At 69.4% G+C, this 21442-nt stretch carries 20 protein-coding genes; 5 read left to right on the forward strand and 15 right to left on the reverse strand.

The window, feature by feature from the left end; genetic code table 11:
• Nucleotides 1-23: 23 nt before the first annotated feature.
• From DIE16_RS27030 to DIE16_RS27065, 8 genes are all read right to left on the reverse strand, one after another.
• Nucleotides 24-908: a MurR/RpiR family transcriptional regulator gene (locus DIE16_RS27030; RefSeq protein WP_124488956.1), complete on the reverse strand. Its 885-nt coding sequence runs from the start codon at nucleotides 906-908 to the stop codon at nucleotides 24-26.
• A 318-nt stretch (nucleotides 909-1226) separates the two neighbouring features.
• On the reverse strand, nucleotides 1227-2399 hold the full coding sequence (locus DIE16_RS27035) for a Gfo/Idh/MocA family protein (RefSeq protein ID WP_044846091.1): 1173 nt from the start codon (nucleotides 2397-2399) through the stop codon (nucleotides 1227-1229).
• A 66-nt stretch (nucleotides 2400-2465) separates the two neighbouring features.
• Nucleotides 2466-3392 (reverse strand): TIM barrel protein, encoded by a 927-nt coding sequence (locus DIE16_RS27040; RefSeq protein WP_124488954.1) that lies wholly within the window; start codon nucleotides 3390-3392, stop codon nucleotides 2466-2468.
• A gap of 85 nt (nucleotides 3393-3477) precedes the next feature.
• Nucleotides 3478-4491 carry a Gfo/Idh/MocA family protein gene (locus DIE16_RS27045; protein WP_044846092.1) on the reverse strand — a complete coding sequence of 338 codons (1014 nt, stop codon included), beginning with the start codon at nucleotides 4489-4491 and terminating at the stop codon, nucleotides 3478-3480.
• Between the two features lie 74 nt (nucleotides 4492-4565).
• Nucleotides 4566-5480 (reverse strand): sugar phosphate isomerase/epimerase family protein, encoded by a 915-nt coding sequence (locus DIE16_RS27050; RefSeq protein WP_124893744.1) that lies wholly within the window; start codon nucleotides 5478-5480, stop codon nucleotides 4566-4568.
• Between the two features lie 37 nt (nucleotides 5481-5517).
• Nucleotides 5518-6543 carry an ABC transporter permease gene (locus DIE16_RS27055; protein ID WP_124523941.1) on the reverse strand — a complete coding sequence of 342 codons (1026 nt, stop codon included), beginning with the start codon at nucleotides 6541-6543 and terminating at the stop codon, nucleotides 5518-5520.
• A gap of 27 nt (nucleotides 6544-6570) precedes the next feature.
• The gene (locus DIE16_RS27060; RefSeq protein WP_124893745.1) at nucleotides 6571-8145 is read right to left on the reverse strand and encodes a sugar ABC transporter ATP-binding protein; all 1575 of its coding nucleotides are present in this window, start codon (nucleotides 8143-8145) and stop codon (nucleotides 6571-6573) included.
• 68 nt (nucleotides 8146-8213) lie between these two features.
• On the reverse strand, nucleotides 8214-9140 hold the full coding sequence (locus tag DIE16_RS27065) for a sugar ABC transporter substrate-binding protein (RefSeq protein WP_044846095.1): 927 nt from the start codon (nucleotides 9138-9140) through the stop codon (nucleotides 8214-8216).
• A 317-nt stretch (nucleotides 9141-9457) separates the two neighbouring features.
• Between DIE16_RS27065 and iolC the strand changes: the two genes are divergently transcribed.
• The 5 genes from iolC to DIE16_RS27090 all read left to right on the forward strand — a co-directional run bounded on the left by iolC (nucleotide 9458) and on the right by DIE16_RS27090 (nucleotide 15766).
• Nucleotides 9458-11416 carry a bifunctional 5-dehydro-2-deoxygluconokinase/5-dehydro-2-deoxyphosphogluconate aldolase gene (iolC, locus tag DIE16_RS27070; protein ID WP_124893746.1) on the forward strand — a complete coding sequence of 653 codons (1959 nt, stop codon included), beginning with the start codon at nucleotides 9458-9460 and terminating at the stop codon, nucleotides 11414-11416.
• A 46-nt stretch (nucleotides 11417-11462) separates the two neighbouring features.
• A complete protein-coding gene (gene iolD / locus DIE16_RS27075; protein ID WP_124893747.1) occupies nucleotides 11463-13346 on the forward strand; it encodes a 3D-(3,5/4)-trihydroxycyclohexane-1,2-dione acylhydrolase (decyclizing) in 1884 nt (627 codons plus the stop codon).
• Nucleotides 13347-13407: 61 nt separating this feature from the next.
• Nucleotides 13408-14337, forward strand: a complete 930-nt coding sequence (gene iolE, locus DIE16_RS27080; RefSeq protein WP_124523020.1) for a myo-inosose-2 dehydratase — start codon at nucleotides 13408-13410, stop codon at nucleotides 14335-14337.
• A 31-nt stretch (nucleotides 14338-14368) separates the two neighbouring features.
• Nucleotides 14369-15187, forward strand: a complete 819-nt coding sequence (gene iolB, locus DIE16_RS27085) for a 5-deoxy-glucuronate isomerase (protein WP_124893748.1) — start codon at nucleotides 14369-14371, stop codon at nucleotides 15185-15187.
• A gap of 84 nt (nucleotides 15188-15271) precedes the next feature.
• A complete protein-coding gene (locus tag DIE16_RS27090; RefSeq protein WP_124488948.1) occupies nucleotides 15272-15766 on the forward strand; it encodes a heme-degrading domain-containing protein in 495 nt (164 codons plus the stop codon).
• 22 nt (nucleotides 15767-15788) lie between these two features.
• Here DIE16_RS27090 and DIE16_RS27095 read toward each other — a convergent pair whose 3' ends face one another.
• From DIE16_RS27095 to DIE16_RS27125, 7 genes are all read right to left on the reverse strand, one after another.
• Nucleotides 15789-16535, reverse strand: coding sequence for a glucose 1-dehydrogenase (locus DIE16_RS27095; protein WP_124488947.1), 747 nt, complete (start codon nucleotides 16533-16535; stop codon nucleotides 15789-15791).
• Between the two features lie 161 nt (nucleotides 16536-16696).
• On the reverse strand, nucleotides 16697-17401 hold the full coding sequence (locus tag DIE16_RS27100; protein WP_124571874.1) for an ABC transporter ATP-binding protein: 705 nt from the start codon (nucleotides 17399-17401) through the stop codon (nucleotides 16697-16699).
• The gene (locus DIE16_RS27105; RefSeq protein WP_044846103.1) at nucleotides 17398-18147 is read right to left on the reverse strand and encodes an ABC transporter ATP-binding protein; all 750 of its coding nucleotides are present in this window, start codon (nucleotides 18145-18147) and stop codon (nucleotides 17398-17400) included. Before DIE16_RS27105 ends, DIE16_RS27100 begins: the two co-directional genes overlap by 4 nt.
• Nucleotides 18144-19370 (reverse strand): branched-chain amino acid ABC transporter permease, encoded by a 1227-nt coding sequence (locus DIE16_RS27110; protein ID WP_124893749.1) that lies wholly within the window; start codon nucleotides 19368-19370, stop codon nucleotides 18144-18146. Before DIE16_RS27110 ends, DIE16_RS27105 begins: the two co-directional genes overlap by 4 nt.
• Nucleotides 19363-20298: a branched-chain amino acid ABC transporter permease gene (locus DIE16_RS27115; protein WP_124893750.1), complete on the reverse strand. Its 936-nt coding sequence runs from the start codon at nucleotides 20296-20298 to the stop codon at nucleotides 19363-19365. Before DIE16_RS27115 ends, DIE16_RS27110 begins: the two co-directional genes overlap by 8 nt.
• A 13-nt stretch (nucleotides 20299-20311) precedes the next feature.
• Nucleotides 20312-20749 carry a thioesterase family protein gene (locus DIE16_RS27120; RefSeq protein WP_124488943.1) on the reverse strand — a complete coding sequence of 146 codons (438 nt, stop codon included), beginning with the start codon at nucleotides 20747-20749 and terminating at the stop codon, nucleotides 20312-20314.
• A gap of 149 nt (nucleotides 20750-20898) precedes the next feature.
• Nucleotides 20899-21435 (reverse strand): NUDIX domain-containing protein, encoded by a 537-nt coding sequence (locus tag DIE16_RS27125; protein ID WP_124488942.1) that lies wholly within the window; start codon nucleotides 21433-21435, stop codon nucleotides 20899-20901.
• Nucleotides 21436-21442 lie beyond the last annotated feature (7 nt).

The raw sequence follows: 21442 nt of genomic DNA on the forward strand, positions 1-21442 counted from the left end.
GGCCGGCGAATCGAAGGCCGGCGTCAGCCGGCCTGCGTACCGTGTACGCCGTCGGCGGTCGGCAGGTACGACAGCTCGAGCCGGTACGCGAGCGCGACGAACAGGCTCTGCGCGAGGCCCATCGTCGCGGTCAGCGCACGGAACCCGAACGTCTCGCTGTCCTGCACCATCAGCGTCACCTCGGCCTCGCGCGCGAGCGGGCTCATCCGGCTGTCGGTGATCGCGATCAGGCGCGCGCCGCGCTGCACGGCCTGCTGCGCGACCTGCACCGTCTCTTCCGCGTACGGCATGAACGAGATCACGATCATCACGTCGCCTTCGCGCACCGAGCGGATCTGGCCGAGATGCATGCTGCCGAGCGCGCTGAACAGGCCGATGCGCTTGTCGGTGTGCTGCAGCGCATAGTCGAGATACACGGCGATCGGAAACGCGCGGCGCGAGCCGGCGATCCAGATCGCCTGCGTGTCGGCGAGCAGGTCGACGGCCCGTGCGAGCGCGTGCGGGTCGAGCGTCTGCCGCAGCTGCTGCATGCCGGCAATGCTGCCCTTGATGAATTCGTCGGCGATCTGCTCGGGCTGCAGGCTCGACTCGCCCGATTCGATCACGTCGCGCAGCCGCAGGTTGTACGCGCGGCCCGGCGCGATCTGCTGGGCCAGCCCCTCGCGGAACAGCCGCTGCATCTCGGAGAAGCCCGAAAAGCCGAAATGCTTCGCGAACCGGACGACGGCCGACGGCTGCACGCCGCACGCCTCCGCGAGCGACTGGATGCCTTCCAGGCCCAGCTGGTCCCGATGCGTTTCCACGTGACGCGCAATCACCTTCAGGCGATTGCTGAGGCCGTCGTACTCCTGCGTCAGATGCTGCAGGAACGCCTCGACGGTGGCGGGTGGTTTCTCGGATGAACTCATCGGATAGCGCGAAGTTGACGGCCCCGATCCGCGCGCCGCCTGCGCGTGCGCCCGGGACTCACCTATGGACATGCATGAAGGGCGAATTTAATCACGTTTGCGGCACGGCCCGCGCCGCACGCTCGCTCCCACGCGCTCGATCATCACCTACACACGCTCCACGGCCGGAATGGAAACGATTTTCCAACGCCGTCGCCGAGCCGTAAAGATTAGGGCGTCTACCGACGCCGATGCGAACGGTGACGCCGAGGGTCGCCGGCAGCCGCCCTGGGCCGCCGGCCGACGCCGCGCATCGGCCGCCGCTTGCTCACCGCCTGCTCACCGATAGTCGACCCATACGCCGCCCGCATCGGCGGACCGCACGCAGTTCTCGACCCACCGCACGCCTTCGACGCCCGCATGGACATCCGGAAAGCGGATGTTCTTCAACGCCTGCGCGTCGCCGCGATCGGCCGCATCCATCGCGAGCGCGAAGCGCGCGTACAGATTCGACCACGCTTCGAACAGCCCTTCCGGATGCCCGGCGCCGATGCGGTCCTCGCGCAATGCGTGCGGATGCAGATAGCCCATTCCGCGATCGAGCACCTGCGCGGGCTGCCCCTGGATCTCGTAGCGCAACTGGTTCGGATGTTCGTCCCACCATTCGACGCTCGCCTTCGAGCCGATCACGCGCACCTTCTGCCCGTGCATCGAGCCCGCGTTCACCGCGCTCGACCACACGTAGCCGATCGCGCCCGTGTCGTATTCCATGATCGTAAACGCGTTGTCCTCGAGCGGCGCGCGACTCTTCACGAAGCTCTGCCGCGAGCACATCAGCCGTTTGATCCGCAGTTCCGGCGCCATCACTTCGGAGATGTACAGCGGATGCGTGCCGATGTCGCCGAGCACGTAGCTCGGCCCCGCGAACTTCGGGTCGACGCGCCAGCGCGCGGCGGCGCTCGCGGCTTCGACGCCCTCGCTGTGAAAGCCGTGCGCGAACTGCATCTGCACGATGCGGATCTCGCCGAGATCGCCGCGCGCAATCATTTCGCGCGCCTGCTCGATCATCTGGTGTCCGGAATAGCCGTACGCGACGCCGACGATGCGGTTCTTCTCGACCGACAGCCGCTGCAGCGCCTCGGCCTCCTCGGTCGTGAAGCACAGCGGCTTCTCGCATACGACGTGCAGCCCCGCGTTCAGCGCCGCGCGGCAAATTTCGAAGTGCGTGTTGTTCGGCGTCGCGATCGACACCGCGCGGATGCCGTCGGCACGCTTCGCCTCGGCGTCGAACATCGTCCGGTAGTCGGGATAGCAGCGCCCGGCGTCGACACCGAGCTTCACGCCGAATTGCCGCCCGCGTTCGGCATCGATGTCGAATGCGCCGGCAACGAGCTGGAAGCTGCCGTCTCGCAATGCGGCCGACCGGTGGCTGTAGCCGATCTGGCTGCCGAGCCCGCCGCCGACCATGCCCCAGGGAATCGAATGTCCGAGCAGAATCTGTCCGTCGATCATGATTGTCGTGTTCCTGTCCGTGTTCAGGTGTTCAAAGTGTGTGCAGAGGGTCGGGCCGACGGCCGATTACGCGAACCCGGCCGATGCGAGAAACTCGCGGCTCGCCGCGACGTCGCGCAGGCTCGTGCCGGCATTGCGCGGATCGCGCTCCTGTTCGATCGTGATGTATCCCGCATAGCCGATATCGTCGAGCGCGCGACGGATCGCGCGGTAGTCGAGCACGCCGGTGCCGATCGGGCACATCACGCCACGCGCGCACGCCGCGAAGAAGGCGATGTGTTCGCCCATCACCGCGTCGTACACGGCCGCGTCGATATCCTTGAAATGCACGTAGTCGAGCCGCGCCGCGTGACGGCGCAGCCATGTCTCGGGATCCATCCCCGAGTAGTAAAGGTGGCCGGTGTCGAGACAGAGGCCCGCCGTATCGGCCGCGACGTCGGCGACGATCCGGTCGATCTCGTCCGCGAACTCGATGTAGCCGCCCGCATGCGGATGGATCACCGCGCGCACGCCGAATTCGTCGCGCGCGATCGTCGCGATTTCGCGAATGTGGTCGACCATGCGCGCCCAGCGTTCGGCGGACAGGCGCGGCGCGCGATCGGCGTGGCCGGCCGCGTAGTCGCGTTCGTCGTGCCCCCAGTCCATCACGACCAGATACGGCGCCGCATGGCGCTGGCCCGGCTGCGTCGGCAGCTTTGGCAAGCGCGTGATCAGCGCGCAGATCTCGCGCGTCTGGCGCAGCAGGTTCGGGAGATTCTCCGGCGACACCAGGTCGTCGAAGATCGTGCCGGCGGTGATGCTCAAACGCTGCCGCTCGAGCTCGGCACTCACCACGTCGAGCTCGAGCGGGATGTAGCCGTACGGGCCGAGCTCGATGCCCGAATAGCCCGCCTGTGCGGCCTCGGCGAGCACCTGCCGCCACGGCGGCAGGTGCGGGTTCTTCACGTCGTCGACGCCCCAGCAGCAGGGCGCGCAGCCAATCTTCATCGTCATGTCGGTCAGTCCAGCAGGAAAGCGGCGCGCGGCCGCGAGCATGGCCGCGTGGACACGCGGCCCGGTGTCGGCGTGTTCAGCCGGTTCAGCCGCGATAGAACGCCGGGCGTTCGGCCATCGCGATCGGCTCGACCGCCCCGCTCTGCTGCGCGCGCACGCACGCATCAGCCGCGACCGCCGCCGCATAGCCGTCCCACGCGGACGGCCCGGTCAGCGCACCCTGCCGCACGCCGTCGATGAACGCCTGCAGCTCGACGTCGTACGACGCGATGAAGCGCTCCTTCCAGTCGGTCATGATCTCGACCGACTGCCGCGCCGCGTGCTTGAGCCCGACCGCGGGCGGATCGGGCAGCTTCGCGATGCCGTTCTCGCCGACCACCTCGCACTGGATGTCGTAGCCGTATTGGCAATTCACGAAGATCTCGACGTCGATGCGCACGCCGCTCGCGGTTTCGAGCAGCACGATCTGCGGATCGGCGAGATGCGCGGACGCATGGCGCGTCTTCTTCGGATAGACGACCTGCGCGCTCGCATAGTCCTCGCCGAGCAGCCAGCGCAGCACGTCGAGCTCGTGGATCAGCGTGTCGGTGATCGCCATGTCGGTCGTATAGCGCTCGCCGACCGACTGGTTGCGGTGCGCGCAATGCAGCATCAGCGGCGCGCCGATCTCGCCGCCGTCGATCACGCGCTTGAGCGCGCGATAGCCTTCGTCGTACGGACGCATGAAGCCGACCTGCACGAGCCGGCGGCCGTGCGCGACCTCGGCTTCGACGATCCGCATGCAGCCGTCGGCCGTGACGGCCAAAGGCTTCTCGCAGAACACCGGCTTGCCGTGCGCGATCGCGTCGAGCACGAACGCCTCGTGCGTCGGCCCCCACGACGTGACGAGCACGGCCTGTACGTCGGCTGCCGCGACCACTTCGTGGCCGTCGCCGTAGATTTCCGCGTCGAGCCCGTACTTCGTCACCGCGTCGCGCGCCTGCTGCGGATCGATGTCGTTGACGGCCACCACGCGCGCGCCGGACAGCGTGCGCGTGAGCCTGCGGATATGGTCCTGGCCGATCGCGCCGCAGCCGATCACGCCGATTTGCAAGGTCATCCGGATATCTCCAGTCTCTGGTTCAACGACGGCGCGGCCCGTGCCGCGCCGGTCGGCAATGGTTCCAAAACGGGTCAGCGCGCGGCCGCCCGTTCGAAATGGCGTTCGACGTAGCGCTGGATCGTGTCGCGCATGTAGCGCGACGACGCTTCCGCGCGGTCCTCCCACGCGAACACGCACGACGACATCACGCCGTCGAAGCCGGCGCTGCCGAGTGCGCGGAAAAACACGTCCCAGTCGATCTCGCCCTGCCCGATGTCGAGATGCTGGTGCACGCGGATCTGGTTCGAGCCCGGCGGGTTCACGATGTAGCGCAGCTGGCTGCTCTTGCGGTGATCGAACGTGTCGGCCACGCGCACGTGCGCGAGGATCGGCGCGGCGGTCGCGATCATCGCGGCCATGTCGTCGCCGTAATAGAACGTGTGCGGCGCGATGTACGACAGCTTCAGCGACGGCGAGCCGATGTTCGTGACGATGTCGATCGCCGGCTGCAGCTGCTCGATCCAGTCTTCCGGATGCGGCTCGACCGACAGCACGATGCGTTCGCGCTCGAGGATCGGCAGCAGCTCGTCCATCGAACGGAACCACGCGGCTTCGCACAGCTCCTTCGGGTTCGCGCCCGGTCGTTCGCCGACCGAGCGCTCCGGCGACGCGCCGCGCCCGAATTCGGACACCATCAGCGGGCATTCCATCTCGATCGCGACCTCGATCGCCTTCTTCCAGCAGCGCACCGCCCACTGCCGCTCGTCATCGAACGGGCTGGCCCAGCGGTACATCGGCTGCAGCGACGCAAGGCCCACGCCGCTTGCGCGCAATGCGTGCCGGAACGCGGCCATGCGCTCGCGCGTCGCGCGCGGCATCACCCACCAGTCGAGAAAGTCGCTGCGCGGCGACAGCTCGATCTGGTCGTAGCCGAGCTCGGCCACCGCATGCGGCAGCCGGTCGAGCGGCAGGTGGCGAATCATGTAGGGATCCAAAGCGATTTTCATTTTCTTCCCGATCGGTTGTGTGTTCGACCTCGGCCGGTCAGCGGCGCGTCTTCTTGTTGCGATACTGGTCGGCGATCACGGCCGCGACGATGATCGCGCCCTTGACCATCTCCTGGTAGTACGCGTCGATCCGGATGAACGTGAAGCCCGACGTCATCACGCCGAGGATCAGCACGCCGATCACGGTGCCCGTCACGCGCCCGAGGCCGCCCGACAGCGACGTGCCGCCGATCACGACGGCCGCGATCGCGTCGAGCTCGTACATCACGCCCATGCCCGACTGGCCGGAGATCGCGCGCGCGGCCGTCACGGTGCCGGCGATCCCGCTCAGCAGGCCCGCGATCGCGTAGACGAACACCAGATGGCGCGTCACGTTGATGCCCGACACGACGGCCGCGTGGCGATTCGCGCCGATCGCATACGTGTACTTGCCGAAGCGCGTGTAGCGCAGCACGACGTGGAAGATCGCGGCCACCACGACGAAGATGATCACCGGATTCGCGCCCGCGCCGATCGCCGCGAACTGGTCGGTCAGCATCGATACCGGCATCCCGTTGGTGAACCACTTCGCGAAGCCGCGCGCGGCCACCATCGTGCCGAGCGTCGCGATGAACGGCGGGATGCCCGTCAGCGCGATCAGCGAGCCGTTCAGCAGGCCGACCAGCAGCCCGACGCACACGCCGGCCAGCACCGGCCAGATGATCGGCAGGTCGGTCAGGTGCGGGAACACCGCGCGCGGAAAATCGGACACCTGCGCGAGGCTGGCCGACACGACCGCCGCCGCCGCGACGACGGACCCCGACGACAGGTCGATCCCGCTCGTGATGATCACGAGGTTCACGCCGACCGCGATGATGCCGATCACGGCCATCTGCAGCACGATGATCTCGAGCCGCTCCGCGTTGAACAGGAAGCTCTGCCCGACGACGAGCCAGCCGATCACCTCGAAGAACAGGCTGATGCCCACCAGCACCAGGAAGATGCTCAGTTCGGGCGGCCACTTCGCGTGCCGCGTCTTGATCGTCATGGACTGCGCGTCCGCGACCGGATTCAGGTTGCCCATTTCAGTTGTCTCCATGCTTGTTGCGGCTCAGCGCGAGGCCAGGTCCATGATGCGGACCTGGTCGGCGTCCTTGCGTTCGACGATGCCGGTCATCCGGCCTTCGTGCATCACCATCACGCGATCGCTCATGCCGAGCACCTCCGGCATCTCCGACGAGATCATCAGCACCGCGACGCCCTTGCCGGCGAGCGCGCTGACGAGCCGGTGGATCTCGGCCTTCGCGCCGACGTCGATCCCGCGGGTCGGCTCGTCGAGGATCAGGATGCGCGGTTGCGTGAGCAACCATCTGCCGATCAGCACCTTCTGCTGGTTGCCGCCCGACAGGTTCTGGATTTCCTCGTGCAGCCCGGGCGTCTTCACGCGCAGCATCCGGCTCATTTCCTCGCAGTCGCGTTTCAACTGCGCCTGCCGCACGAAATTGAACTTCACGTAGCGGTTGCTGAGCACCGCCGCTTCCATGTTCGCGAGCAGGTCGAGATTCAGGAAGCAGCCGGTGTCCTTGCGGTCCTCGGTGAGGAACGCCATCCCGTGCTTCATCGCCTGCGCGGGCGTGGCGATGCGCACCGGCTTGCCGTCGATCAGGATCTCGCCGGCGGTGGCCGGCACGACGCCGAACAGCGCCTCCGCGACGTTCGAGCGCCCCGAGCCGACGAGGCCCGCGACGCCGAGGATCTCGCCCGCGCGCAGCTCGAAGCTGACGTCGCGGAACACCCCGTCGACGCCGAGGTTCTTCACGGCCAGCACGACGTCGCCGATCGGCACCTCTTCCTTCGGGAACATCTGCGTGATCTCGCGGCCGACCATCATCCGGATGATGTCGTCGCGCGTGACGTCGCTCGACGCGTGCGTGCCGATGTACTTGCCGTCGCGGAACACCGAGAACTCGTCGGCGATCTCGAACAGCTCGTTCATCTTGTGCGTGATGTAGACGATGCCCTTGCCTTGCTCGCGCAGCTGGCGAATGATGCGGAACAGGTGCGTGACCTCCTTGTCGGTCAGCGCGGAAGTCGGCTCGTCCATGATCAGCACGTCGGAGTCGAACGACACGGCCTTCGCGATCTCGACCATCTGGCGGCTCGCGACCGTCAGCGTGCGCACGTCGGCTTCCGGGTCGATGTCGATCGACAGCCGCTCGAACAGCGCGGCGGTGCGGCGGCGCAGCTCGGCGTGATCGATCAGGCCGAAGCGGTTCTTCGGTTCGCGGCGGATCCAGATGTTCTCCGCGACCGTCATGTACGGCATCAGGTTGAGTTCCTGGTGGATCATCGCGATCCCGCGATCGAGCGCGTCGAGCGGGCCGTTCAGCACGACGGGCTCGCCGTTGATCAGGATCTCGCCCTGGTCGGGCGTGTAGACGCCGGCGATGATCTTCATCAGCGTCGACTTGCCGGCGCCGTTCTCGCCCATCAGCGCATGCACGGTGCCGCGCCGCACGCGGAACTGCACGCCGTCGAGCGCGACGACGCCGGGAAACGACTTGCCGACGCCGCGCACCTCGAGCACGCAGTCGGCGGCGGGCACACCGGACGAACCCGGTGCGGCGGACGAGGCGGCCGGCGCGCTTTCGCTCGCCATCGAGCGCGCCATCCTGGCTGTAAACATGGACGTTCCTCGAAAGTCACACGCGAACCCGGACACGCCGGGCCCGCGCAGTTCAGCGGACAAACCGGTCAGTGCTTCGCGTACTGGTTCATGTTCTCCGGCGTGACGAGTTCGAACGGCACGTTCACGAAGCGCTCGACGGGCTGCTTCTTCGCCAGCTTGAGCGCGGCCGCGACGGCCTGCGCGCCCTGCCCGGCCGCGTTCTGGTACACCGACACCTTCAGCTCGCCGCTCTTCATCGCCGCGAGCCCGTCCGGCGTCGCGTCGATGCCCGCGACGACCGTCTTCGGCGTCAGCTTGCGCGCGGCCTTCAGCGCGTTGATCGCGCCGATCGCCATTTCGTCGTTGTTCGACACGATCGCGTCGAACTTCGTCCCGGAGCTCAGCCAGTTCATCGTGATGTCCTGGCCCTGCGTGCGGCTCCACTTGCCTTCGCGCTTGTCGACGATCTTCATGCCGGCACAGTCCTTGGTCGCGATCACGTCCTCGATGTCCTTGGTGCGCGCGCGCGCCGACTCGTTGGACAGCTCGCCCATCAGCACCAGGATGTCGCCCTTGCCGCCGAGCAGCTTGCACACCTGGCGCGCCTGCAGCGTGCCCGACTGTTTCTCGTCGGATGCGACCACCGCGACGCCTGCCGGCAGCTTGTCGAAATCGACCGGCTTGCGGTTCACGTAGACGAGCGGGATCTTCGCGGCGGTCACCATCTTGGTGATCTTCGGCGTCGCGTCGGTGTCGACCGCATTCACGATGATCGCGTCGACCTTCTGCGCGATCATGTTCTGGACCTGGCTCAACTGCTTGCCGACGTCGTTGCCGCCGTCCTCGATCTGCACGGTCGCGCCGTCCTTCTTCGCCGCATCGCCGATGCTGTTGCGCAGGATCGTCAGGAACGTGTCGTCGAACGATGCCATCGTCACGCCGATCTTCTCGGCATGCGCGAGCGGCATGGCCAGGATTGCGGCGGCCGCGGCGGCCATCAGCTTGGTCTTCATGATCACTCTGTCTCCTCATCTCCGGGGGCGGAAAAACGGCGCGTTGCGCGCCGCCGGGCCGAGTCCGATCGGATCCGATTCGGACTGAAGCATCCGGATGAAACTGTAGATCACTTCTTCGAAAATTTGGAAATTTATTTCTACGTGATTTCACCTAGGGAACTGGATTTCCAAAAAGTCTAGACTCCGTTCCGTAGCCCGATTCCTTGCGGCAGGCGTTCCCGTGTCGTGCCGCGCACGTGACGGACCACCGTCGCAGAATCGGTCCCTCAATCCGCCGGCACGGTCGAACGCCGGCCGCGAGCGTGATACGTGATATGAGCCCGTTGAACTTTCCGACTGACCGCCCCATCGATCTCGCCTGCCTCGGCCGCGTCGCCGTGGACCTTTACGCGCAACAGTACGGCAGCCGCCTGGAGGATGCGCGCAGCTTCCAGATGTATCTCGGCGGCTCGTCGGGCAACGTCGCGTTCGGCGTCGCCCGGCTCGGGCTGAAGACCGCGATGATCTCGCGCGTCGGCGACGAGCAGATGGGCCGCTTCGTGCGCGAGACGCTCGAGCGCGAAGGCTGCGACACGAGCCAGCTGCAGACCGATCCGGAACGCCTGACCGCGCTCGTGCTGCTCGGGCTGAAGGATCGCGACACGTTCCCGCTGCTGTTCGTGCGCGAGAACTGCGCGGACATGGCCGTGCGCGCCGACGAGATCCGCGAGGACTTCATCGCCGGCTGCCGCGCGCTCGCGATCACCGGCACCCATCTTTCGACGCCGGGCACCCGCGAGGCGTCGCTGACCGCGCTCGGCTACGCGCGCCGCCACGGCGTCGTGCGGATCCTCGACATCGACTACCGGCCGGTGCTGTGGGGGCTGACCGCGCGCGGCGCGGGCGAGAACCGCTACGTGCCCGACGCGCAGGTCACGCGGCAGCTGCAGCAGGTGCTCGGCGAGTTCGACCTGCTGGTCGGCACCGAGGAGGAATTCCTGATCGCGGGCGGCGTGCCGCACGACCTGATCGCGTCGCTGCAGGCCGTGCGCCGCGCGAGCGGTGCGGTGCTGGTGGTCAAGCGCGGCGCGCTCGGCTGCTGCGTGATCGAGGGCGACATCCCCGCGCGCATCGACGATGCGCCGACCTTCCACGGCGAACGCGTCGAAGTCCTGAACGTGCTGGGCGCGGGCGACGCGTTCCTGTCGGGCCTGCTGTCCGGGCTGCTGCGCGGGCACGGCTGGGCGCAAGCGACGCGCATCGCGAACGCGTGCGGCGCGATCGTCGTGTCGCGCCACGCGTGCTCGGCCGCGATGCCGACGCCGGCCGAGCTCGCGCACTGGTTCGGCGGCAGCCGCAATCCGCAGGTGGACGCAGATCGCGCGCTCGCGCACCTGCATCGCGTGACGGTGCCGCGCCGCGCATGGGACGACCTGTGCGTGATGGCGTTCGACCATCGCAGCCAGTTCTACGAACTCGCGGTGCAGGCCGGCGCGGACGAAGCGCGGATCAAGACGCTCAAGCGCCTGCTCGTGCGCGCGGCCGAACAGGTCGAGCGCGATCGCCGGATCGAAGGCCACGTCGGCGTGCTGATCGACGGCGGCGCATATGGCCGCGACGCGCTCGCGTCGGCCACCGGCCGCGGCTGGTGGGTCGGCCGCCCGGTCGAGCTGCCCGGCTCGCGGCCGCTGTGCTTCGACGACACGCGCTCGGTCGGCTCGTCGCTCACGCACTGGCCGACCGAACAGGTCGTGAAGTGCCTGGTCCACTACCACCCCGACGACGACGTCGACCTGCGCGTCGCGCAGGAGCAGCGCGTGCTGGAGCTGTGGGAAGCCACGCGCGCGAGCGGCAACGAGCTGCTGCTGGAAATCATTCCGCCGCGCGCGGTCACGCCGCCCGGTACCGAGGACGACGCGGTGCTGCGCACGGTCGCGCGCTTCTACAACCTCGGCGTGATGCCGGAGTGGTGGAAGCTCGCGCCGATGAGCGCCGACGGCTGGGCCCGGCTCGAGACGCTGGTGGCCGAGCGCGACCCGCACTGCCGCGGCGCGGTGATCCTCGGGCTGAACCAGCCGTTGCAATATCTGGTCGACAGCTTCCGCTCGGCGACCAACCCGATCGTCAAGGGCTTCATGGTCGGCCGCACGCTGTGGGCCGACGCGTCGCTGCACTGGCTCGCCGGCCGGATCGACGACCAGGCGCTGATCGACGAAGTGGCCGGCAATTTCGCGCAGCTGGTCGACGCGTGGCTCGGCCGCCGTGCCGCCGCGCGCGCCGCCGCAGCCGCCTGATGCAGATGTCCGTGATGACCACCCGATTCCTCCTGATCGACAGACGATGACCACCACCGTGAGACTGACCGTCAGCCAGGCGCTCGTGCGCTACCTGGCCGCCCTGCGCGCCGAAGTCGTCCAGCCGGACGGCCGCACCGAGATCCTGCCGTATTGCGGCGGCGTGTTCGCGATCTTCGGCCACGGCAACGTGGCCGGGCTCGGCGAAGCGCTGCATGCCGAAAAAGAACGGCTGCCGACGTTCCGCGCGCACAACGAGCAAGGCATGGCGAATGCGGCCGTCGCGTTCGCGAAAGCGAACTTCCGCCAGCGGATGATGGCCGCGACGTCGAGCATCGGCCCCGGCGCGACCAACATGCTGACCTCCGCGGCGCTCGCGCACGTCGGCCGGCTGCCGCTGTTGCTGCTGCCCGGCGACGTGTTCGTGTCGCGGCTGCCCGACCCGGTGCTGCAGCAGGTCGAGGACTTCGAACAGGGCGACGTCAGCGCGAACGACTGCTTCCGGCCGGTGACGCGCTACTTCGACCGGATCACGTCGCCCGAGCAGCTGCTCGTCGCACTGCCGCGCGCGATCCAGGTGATGACCGACCCCGCGCAATGCGGCCCCGTATGCCTCGCGCTGCCGCAGGACGTGCAGACCTTCGCGTACGACTGGCCGGAGGATTTCTTCGCGCCGCCGGTGATCCGGATGCGCCGCCCGCCTGCCGACACGCTCGAACTCGCGGATGCGCTCGACGTGTTGAAAGCGGCGAAGAAACCGCTGATCGTCGCCGGCGGCGGCGTGCTGTACAGCCAGGCGTGGGACGCGCTGCGCACGTTCGCCGACACGCACGGCGTGCCGGTCGCCGAATCGCAGGCCGGCAAGGGCAGCCTCGCGTGGGACCACCCGCTGAACCTCGGCTCGATCGGCGTGACGGGCTCGCCCGCCGCGAACCGCGCGGCCGCGCAGGCCGACGTGGTGTTCGCGGTCGGCACGCGCCTGCAGGACTTCACGACCGGCTCGCACGCGCTGTTCGGCAATGCGACGCTGCTGAGCCTGAACGTGCAGCCGTTCGACGCGGGCAAGAAACGCGGCCGGCAATTGATCGCCGATGCGCGCACGGGCCTCGGCCAGCTGTCGGCCGCGCTCGCCGGCTGGCGCGCGGATGCGGCGTGGACGGCCGCGAACCAGGATCAGGCCGCCGCGTGGAACGCGCGCGTGACCGAGCTGACCACGCACGTGCCGAAGGACACGCTGCCGTACGACGCGGAAGTGATCGGCGCGGTGCGCGACTCGGCGGCCGATGCGGGACGCGACAGCGCGCGCGACGATCTCGTCGTGTGCGCGGCCGGCACGCTGCCGGCCGAACTGCACAAGCTGTGGCGCAGCGGCGTGCCGGGCAACTACCACATGGACTACGCGTACTCGTGCATGGGCTACGAGGTCGCGGGCGGCCTCGGCGCGAAGCTCGCGCGGCCCGAGCGCGAAGTGATCGTGATCGTCGGCGACGGCTCGTACATGATGCTCAACGCCGAACTCGCGACGTCCGTGATGCTCGGCCGCAAGCTCATCGTCGTGATCCTCGACAACCGCGGCTACGGCTGCATCGAGCGGCTGCAGATCAATTGCGGCGGCGCGAGCTTCAACAACATGCTCGACGACTGCGTGCCGGAAGGCGGCGAACGCTCGACGATCGACTTCGCGATGCATGCGCGCTCGATGGGCGCCGAAGCCGTGCACGTGCGCGACGTCGGCGAGCTGCGCAGCGAAATGAAGCGTGCGCGCGCAGCGAAGACGAGCCAGGTCATCGTGATCGACACGACGCACGAGCGCACGACCGCGGACGGCGGCGCGTGGTGGGAAGTCGCGGTGCCGCAGGTATCCGCGCGCGCCGGTGTCGAACGCGCGCACCGGACGTATCTCGACGAGAAAACCCGGCAGCGGCGCTGATCCGTTTCCCCATTCAATCCGCCGCTCCGCGAAAACAACATTCGAACCAAGGAAGCACGTCATGAGCTGGAACGTTCGCATCGGTATCAATCCCCTGTCGTGGATGAACGACGACCTGCCGTCGCTCGGCGGCGAGACGCCGCTCGAGACGGCACTGAAGGAAGGCGCCGAAATCGGCTACGCGGGCTTCGAGCTCGGCAACAAGTTTCCGAAGACGGGCCCCGAGCTGAAGGCGAAGCTCGCCGAGTTCGGGCTCGTGTGCGTGTCGGGCTGGTATTCGGGCTTTCTGGCGGAAGTCGCGCCGGGCATGAGCGACGCCGATGCCGTCGAGGCCGAAATCGAGCGCTGCCGCGCGCACATGACGAAGCTGCAGTTCAACGACGTGAAGGTCGTGGTGTACGGCGAATGCGCGGGCACGATCCAGGGCAGCATCGACACGCCGGTCGCCAAGCGCCCGCGTTTCGTCGACGATGAAACCTGGCGGCGCTATGCGGCGCGCCTCGACGCATTCGGCGCGCACCTGCTCGAGACCTACGGGATCAAGCTCGCCTACCATCACCACATGGGCGCGTACGTCGAATCGCCGGACGACGTCGACCGGCTGATGGCGCTGACCGATCCCGCGAAGGTGTTCCTGCTGTTCGACACGGGCCACGCGTATTTCGGCGGCGCGGCCGATCCGGTCGCGCTGCTGAGGAAGCACGTGGCGCGCGTCGTGCACGTGCACTGCAAGGACGTGCGGCCGCAGGTCGTCACGCAGGCGCGCAACGGCGGCTGGAGCTTCCTGAACGGCGTGATCAACGGCACCTTCACGGTGCCGGGCGACGGCGCGCTCGATTACGAAGCGACGCTGCGCACGCTGAAGGACGCCGGCTACGAAGGCTGGCTCGTGGTCGAGGCCGAGCAGGACCCGGCCGTCGCGCCGAGCTATCAGTATGCGAAGAAGGGCTACGAATCGCTGCGCGCGATCGTCGACCGGTTGAGCGCGTAAGCCCCGTCATCTCATCGAGGAACCTCACGCCATGACGATTTCTCCCCTGCTGGTCAAGGCATCCGCCGACCGCGAAATCTGCAACGTGACGCCCGAGTCGGCCGGCTGGAAACACGTCGGCTTTCGCGCGCTGCGCCTGAAGGCCGGCGACACCGAAACGCTCGACACGGGCACGCGCGAACTGTGCGTCGTCGTGCTCACGGGCACGCTGCGCGCGCAAGTCGACGGCGAGACCTACGACGCGCTTGGCAAGCGCGACAGCGTGTTCGAGGAAGTATCGCCGGACGCACTGTACGTGCCGGGCGGCAAGACCGTCACGCTGGTGGCGACGCGCGACGCGGAAGTCGCGCTGTGCACCGCGCCTTACGCGAGCGGCGACAAGCGCGTGCAGCGCCTCGACGGCGAACGGATGCGGCGTGTGGTGCGCGGGCAAGGCACCAACACGCGCTACGTATGCGACATCCTGATGGGCGACAACCCGGCCGCGGACCGGCTGCTGGTCGTCGAAGTGATCACGCCCGCGAGCCACTCGAGCAGCTATCCGCCGCACAAGCACGATCGCGACGCGGCGCCCGACGAAACGTCGCTCGAGGAAACCTATTACCACCGGATCGATCCGCCGCAGGGTTTCGCGTTCCAGCGCGTGTACACGGACGACCGCAGCCTCGACGAGGCATGCGCGGTCGAGAACCACGACGTCGTGATGGTGCCGCGCGGCTATCACCCGGTGGTCGCGCCGCACGGCTACAACCTGTACTACCTGAACGTGATGGCCGGGCCGAGCCGCGCGTGGGCGTTCAAGAACGACCCCGCGCACGAGTGGATGCTCGACGCGGCGCCCGGGCGCTGATGCATTGACGCGCTGAACGATCGACGGCCGGCGCGCGACGCAGGACGCGCGCACGGGCCGAACTTGCGACGACACGGAGCTGCCATGCCGATCCCCTTCCCGCGCTGCGCGCCCATGCCCTTCGGCGACACGGCCTCAACGCCGATGCTGGCGCACTTCGATGCCGACGTCGCGCGCCGGCTCGGCGACATCGCGGTCAATCTCGCGTCGCGCCGCGGGCTGCCGATCGCGGTCGGCATCGTCGGCGAAGCCGCACCGCTGTTCTATTGCGCGCTCGACGGCAGCCGCGCCCGCGACAGCGACGCGATCCGCCGCCGGCAGAACACGGTGTTGCGCTTCGGCGTCAGTTCGCTCGAGGTCGGCGCGCGCTTTCGCCGCGCCGGCTGGTCGTTGCAGTCGCAGGGATTGTCGGATGCCGACTATGCGCTCGACGGCGGCGGCGTGCCGCTGCGGCTGGCCGACGGCGGCATCGTCGGCGCGATGGCGATCGCCGGGCTCGACGACGAACGCGATCATGCGCTCGTCGTCGAGAGCCTGCGCTGGCATGTCGGCGCGAACGCGCTCGCGATGATCGCGTAGCGGCGCGCGCCGGCTCGCGCGATCAGTGCAGCCCGCCGCTCGCGACGAGGCGCTCGCCGGTCAGCCAGCGCGCATCGTCCGATGCGAGGAACACCGCGACCGACGCGATGTCGTCCGGCTCGCCGAGGCGGCCGAGCGGCGTCTGGCTTTGCACCTGCCGGTCGAGGTCCGAACCGATGATGCCCGCGCTGTGCGTGCCTTCGGTCACGATCATGCCCGGGTTGATCGCGTTCACGCGAATCTTGCGCGGGCCGAGTTCGAGCGCGAGCACGCCGGTGATCGCGTCGACGGCGCCCTTGGTGCCGCTGTACACGGCGCTCGCGGGCGGCGTGATGCTCGTCACCACGGAACTGATGTTGATGATGCTCGCGCCTTCGCCCAGATGCTTGACGGCGGCCTGCGTCGTCAGCAGCACGCCGAACACGTTCGTGTCGAACTGCCGGCGGTAGTGCTCTTCGGTGATCGCCTCGATCGGCGCGAATTCGTACACGCCGGAATTGTTGACCAGCACGTCGAGACGGCCGTACGTCTCGATCGCCGTATCGACGATGCGCTGCGCGTCCGCTGCCTTCGACACGTCGCCGCCGACCGCGACCGCGCGGCCGCCCGCTTCGACGATCGCGCTCACGACCGCGTCGGCGCCGGCCTTGCTGCTCGCGTAGTTGACGACGACCGACGCGCCTTCGGCGCCCAGCGCCTTCGCGATTGCGGCGCCGATCCCCTTGGAAGCGCCCGTGACGATCGCGACCTTGCCTGCCAGCTTGCTCATGATTTCATTCCTCAGTCGGAAGACTTCGATGGATGGGTACCGGTCGCGCCTGTCGCGGCGCACCGGCCTTGCTGGCAATCTTCGCGGTTCCGGCGGCCGCGATAAAGCGGCTCGACACGAATTGACTGGCGGGGTTTGCCGAACAATCGGCGGACGGACGGTCAGCCGGCGCTCAGCCACGCGCTGACGACGTCGCCGCCGAGCCCGTCGAGCGCGCCGTCGTAGACGATCCGCCCGCGCCCCATTACCGCGACGCGCTGCGCGAGCCGCGGCGCGAGCTGCAGCCGCTGCTCGATCAGCAGGATCGCGACGCCGTCGTCCTGCAGCGCGGCAAGGCAGGCGCCGACTGCGTCGACCGCGAGCGGCGCGAGCCCTTCGGCCGGTTCGTCGACGATCAGCACGCGCGGGCGGCCGGCGAGCGCGCGCACCAGCGCGAGCACCTGCTGCTCGCCGCCCGAGAGCCGCCCGGCCTTCACGTCGGCCCGCGCGGCCAGCAGCGCAAAGCGCGCGAGCAGCCGGTCGAGCGCGGCACGTTCGGCCGCGCCGCTCAGGCCGCGCAGCCCGAGCCGCAAGTTGTCGCGCACGCTCAGCAGCGGAAACACGTCGCGGCTTTCGGCGACGTAAGCGACGCCGCGCCGCGCGATCTCGAACGTGCGTGCGCCCGCGCATTCGGCGCCGGCGATGCGCACCGAGCCCGCGGTGCGCACGAGCCCCATCACGGCCTTCGCGAGCGTCGAGCGGCCCGCGCCGTTGCGACCGAGCAGCGCGAGCGTCTCGCCCGGCGCGAGCGCGAGATCGACGCCGTCGAGCACGGGCTGGCTTCCGTACCATGCACGCAGGCCGCGGATGTCGAGCAGCGCGCTCATGCACCCTCGCCGAGATAGGCGGCACGCACGGCCGGGTCCGCGCGGATCGCGTCGGGCGCACCGGTCGCGACCACCGTGCCGCGCACGAGCACCGTGATGCGCTCGGCGAAACCGAACACCGCATCCATGTCGTGCTCGATCATCAGCACCGTGCGGCCCTGCGTCGTCGCGCGGATCAGCGCGATCATCCGCGCCGCCTGGTCGCGGTTCATGCCGGCGGTCGGCTCGTCGAGCAGCAGCGTGCGCGCGCCGCTCGCGAGCGCGATGCCCAGATCGAGCGCGCGCTGTTCCGCATAGCCGAGTGCGCCGGCCGGCGCGTCGCGCCGCGCATCGAGGCCGATGTCGTGCAGCACGCGCGCGGCCGCGCGATCGACCGATGCCGATTCGCGCAGCCGGTTCCACCAGCGCCGCCGCTCGGCCGGCGCATGCAGCGCCGCGCAGCGCAGGTTGTCGAACACGCTCAGCCGCGCGAACGCGCTCGTCTGCTGGAAACTGCGGCCGATGCCGAGCCGGCTCGCGACGACCGGCCCGCGCCCGCGCAACTCGACACCGTGCAGCACGACGCGCCCGCGCGTCGGCCGCGTCGCGCCGGCGATCACGCCGAACAGCGTCGACTTGCCCGCGCCGTTCGGCCCGATCAGCGCATGACGCTCGCCGGCCGCGATGCTCAATTCGATGCCGTCGAGCACGGTCTGCGCGCCGAAACGCTGCACGATCCCGTGGAGCGCGATCGCGTTGCCGTTCATAGCCCGTCCTCCCACGTGCCGTGCCGGTGGTTCAGCAACCGCGCGCGCCAGCCCCACAGCAGCGTGCCGATGCCGGCCGCCGAGGCCGCGACGGCCCAGCCCGCCGGCGAATCGGCGTCGATGCCCCACGCGCCGAACGCGATGCCGGTGCCGTCGTCCTGCGCGAAACGCCACGCATAGCCGAGCTCGGCCGCGCAGACGATCGCGACGCCCCAGAACACGCACGCGCCGATGCCGCACAACAGGCGCCACCGCTCGGCCGCCGGCGCGCCGCGCCGCAACGCATGCGCGAACGCTTGCGCGATGCCCGCGATCCCGCGCGGCGCGGCGATGACGACCGCGACGAACAGCACGCCGAGATACAGCGCCCATGCGCGCGACACGCCCGCGACGACGACGCTCAACGCGGTCAGCACCACCGCGCCGGCCGCCGGCCCGAAGAACGTGCCGGTGCCGCCGATCACCGCGGCGATCAGCACGGTCGCCGAACGCGCCATCGACACGCTGTCGGGCGTCGCGATCTCGACGTCGATCAGCGTCAGCGTGCCCGCGATGCCCGCGAAGAACGACGCGCAGGTGACCATCGCGAGCCGCACGCGGCGCGGCTCGGTGCCGAGCGCGGCGACGCGCGCGGGGTTGTCGCGCACCGCGTTCGCGAGCCGGGCGAGCGGCGTGCGCGTCAGCGCGTGCATCGCCAGCGCCGACACGATGCACCATGCGGCGATCACCGCGTAGGCCTGCGTTTGCGCACCGAAATGCCAGCCGCCCCAGGGCGCGCCGCTCGCGCGGTCGATCGGCACGCCGCCGACGCCGCCGAACCACGCAGGCACGCTCCACGCGGCCGCCGCGACGCATTCGCCGAGGCCGAGCGTGATCATCGCGAACACGGTGCCCGCGCGGCGTGTCGCGAGCAGGCCGGCCAGGAACCCGAAGCCCGCGCCGGCCGCGCCGCCGACGAGCGGCAACAGCGGCAGCGGCGCGCCGACATGATTGAACCAGTGCGCGGCGGCGAACGCGCCGAGCCCCGCGACGGCGGCATGGCCGAACGACAGCAGCCCGGTCGTGCCGAGCTGCAGGTTGTACGACAGCGCGAGCACGACGAGCGCGGCCGTCTGCGCGAGATAGCCGAGCACCGCGCCATGCGGCCACAGCCACGCGGGCACGGCCACGCACGCGGCGAACAGCACCCAGCGCAGCGCGCCGGCCCGCGCGCGGCTAGCCATCGACACGCTCGCCGAACAGCCCGCGCGGCCGGGCGACCAGCACCGCGACGAGCAGCAGGTACGGGACCAGCGGGGCGAGCTGCGCGATCGACACGGCCGCGACGCTGTCGGGCAGCGCGAGGCCTGCCCATTGCGCGAGGTCGCGCAGCGACGTGTCGCTGGACGCCGCGAAGGTCTGCGCGAAGCCGACCGCGAGCGACGCGGCGAACGCGCCGCCGAGCGAGCCGAGCCCGCCGATCACGACGACCGCGAACACCACCGACCCGACGGTCTCGGCCAGCGCCGGCTCGATCACCGCGAGCGGCGCGCCGATCACGCCGGCCAGCGCCGCGAGCGCGGTGCCCGCGCCGAACAGCCCCGTCATCACGCGCGGCACGTCGTAGCCGAGCGCCTCGACGGCCGCGCGGTGCGTGAGCGCGGCGCGCACGACGAGGCCGACGCGCGACGCGCGCAGCAGCGCGCCGAGCGCGGCCAGCATCGCCGCGGACATCGCCATCATGAAGAGCCGGTAGCGCGGCAGCGCGAGGCCGAACACGGTCACGGGCGCGCCGTCGAACAGCGGCGGCACCGGGGCCGGCAGCGGTGCGAGGCCCCACAGCAGTTTCGCGCCCTCGCCGATCAGGTACGCGAGCCCGAAGGTCAGCAGCAGTTCGCTCGTGTGCCCGTGCGCCTGCACGCGGCGCAGCAGGGCGCGCTCGCAGCCGGCGCCGAGCAGCCCGACCGCGAGCGGCGCGAGCCCGAGCGCGGGCCAGAACCCCGCGCGGGCCGCGATGCTGTAGCCGACGTACGCGCCGAGCATGTAGAAGCTCGCATGCGCGAAGTTGAGCACGCCCTGCACGCTGAAGATCAGCGTGAGGCCGGCCGACAGCATGAACAGCAGCAACCCGTAGCTGAGGCCGTTGAACGCCTGGAGCGCGAACGCGTGCACCGCCGCGGGCCCGTCAGCCGGCGAGCGGTTCGAGCGCCGCGCGCAGCGTGTCCGGCAGCGGCACCGGGCGGCGCGTGCCGCGATCGACGTACACGTGCACGAAATGCCCCTGCGCGGCCGGCGCGGCTTCGCCCGCCGCGAACAGCCCGATCTCGTAACGCACGCTCGACGTGCCGAGCTTCGCGACGCGCAGCCCCGCGTCGACGGACTGCGGAAAGACGAGCGGCGCGAAGTAGTTGCACTGCGTCTCGACCACGAGCCCGATCGTCTGCCCGTGCTCGACGTCGAGCACGCCCGCGCGGATCAGGTATTCGTTCACGACGGTGTCGAAGTAGCTGTAGTAGACGACGTTGTTCACGTGCCCGTAGACGTCGTTGTCCATCCAGCGGGTCGTGATCGGCAGGAAGTGGCGGTAGGCGTCGCGCGGACGCGGCTGCGGCTTGTCGGACATGGCGATGGCGATGGCGGTGGGCGGTCAGGACGAGGAAGATGAAGCGCACGTCGCGCGGCGGCCGTGCGGAACGGCCCGCCGGCGAATGGCGAGGTGCCGCGCCGCGATCGTGCCCGGCGCGACTGACGACATGGCGGCGGCGCGGCCCGTCACTGCCCCGCTCGGTCGACGAATTCGAAATCGAGGCCGCGCGCGCGCATCCAGTCGGCGAGCGCGTAGCCGGTGCCGGCGCGCCACGGGCGCAGCAGCGGCGGATCGACGAGCCGGTATTCGAGCAGTTCCGGCGACAGTGCGACGGTGCCCGACGCGCGCACGTGGTACGCGATGATCAGTTCGTTCTTGCGGATGAATTCATAGACGCCGACCAGCGAGACCTGCTCGGCCTTCAGCGCGGTTTCCTCGAACACCTCGCGCGCGATGCCGTCCTCGGGCGTCTCGCCGTTCTCGAGGAAGCCGGTGATCAGCGCGAACATCCCTTCCGGCCAGGCCGCGTTGCGCGCGAGCAGGATCTTGCCGTCGAGTTCGACGATCGCCGCCACCACCGGCAGCGGGTTGTTCCAGTGCACGTAGCCGCACGTGTCGTCCGGGCAAGCCTGGCGGACGCGGCCGCCTTCGTGGTCGGGATCGGCGCGCTCGGTCAGCGGACGCGCGCAGCGCGGGCAAAAACGGTAGTCGGCGGTGGTCATCGATGGG

It is taken from the genome of Burkholderia sp. Bp9090 (assembly GCF_003857985.1).
Lineage (GTDB): Bacteria > Pseudomonadota > Gammaproteobacteria > Burkholderiales > Burkholderiaceae > Burkholderia.